1 protein-coding gene is annotated in these 737 nt (G+C 62.0%); it reads left to right on the top strand.

What is annotated here, in order from left to right; all coding sequences use genetic code 11:
* Positions 1-181: 181 nt before the first annotated feature.
* Positions 182-667: a 2'-5' RNA ligase family protein gene (locus tag AABE10_RS36255; RefSeq protein ID WP_342937847.1), complete on the top strand. Its 486-nt coding sequence runs from the start codon at positions 182-184 to the stop codon at positions 665-667.
* The last annotated feature ends 70 nt before the right edge of the window (positions 668-737 follow it).

Raw genomic sequence — 737 nt, 5'->3', positions numbered from 1 at the left:
ATCGACGACCTGTTGCCTTGGAACGTCGCCCCTTTGCTGCCTCCCTCCGCGCGCATTGACCCCATTCGCTAACAGCACATCCCTCATCGGTCAATCTCGTGGGCAACGGTAATGATCGAGTGCTTACGATCCAGACACCGCCGCGCGCATTGCTGACATCGCAGGATTGCTGCGGTCCGAGATGCGTGTCGAGGCTGGGTTGCTGCGTACCGAGCGCCTGCACATCACGCTGCACCATTTGGGCGACTTTGCGCATGTGCCGGAGGTAGCCGTCGCGCGTGCATGCGCTGCGGCGGCCAGCATTGACGTGCCGCCATTCCGCGTGACGCTTGACCGGGTCGCCAGCTTCAATGGGCGGCCGAGGCATCGGCCCTTGGTGTTGACGGGGAGCACCGGGCTGGACGAATTGATCGACCTTCAGCAACGACTTGGGGACGCGCTCAGAGGGACAGGTCTGCTTGTTTCACGCGCGCGTTTCACGCCCCACCTCACGTTGCTATACGGCGCGGGCAGGTTCGATCCACGCACGATTGGACCGATCACCTGGACCGTGCGTGAATTTGTCTTGATCCATGCTGGCTCCCTAAGACGCGCTACGACGTACAAGGGTTGTCGATGGCGGTCAGGAACCGCGCAAATCCGGCGACACACAGTTGACGTGACGTGATAAAGGCGGTAACTGCAAGTTGCGGGGAAGGTCCTGACGCTGTGCGCGTCGGAAGGAGCCCGTAGGGCGA

Source organism: Paraburkholderia diazotrophica (assembly GCF_038900755.1).
In the GTDB taxonomy this organism is placed as follows: domain Bacteria; phylum Pseudomonadota; class Gammaproteobacteria; order Burkholderiales; family Burkholderiaceae; genus Paraburkholderia; species Paraburkholderia diazotrophica_A.
This window is presented reverse-complemented; position numbering and strand designations above follow the sequence as displayed.

Bases quoted from the DNA above. Each gene is read 5' to 3' on its own strand.
- AABE10_RS36255 (WP_342937847.1), top strand. From the start codon at position 182: ATGCGTGTCGAGGCTGGGTTGCTGCGTACCGAGCGCCTGCACATCACG.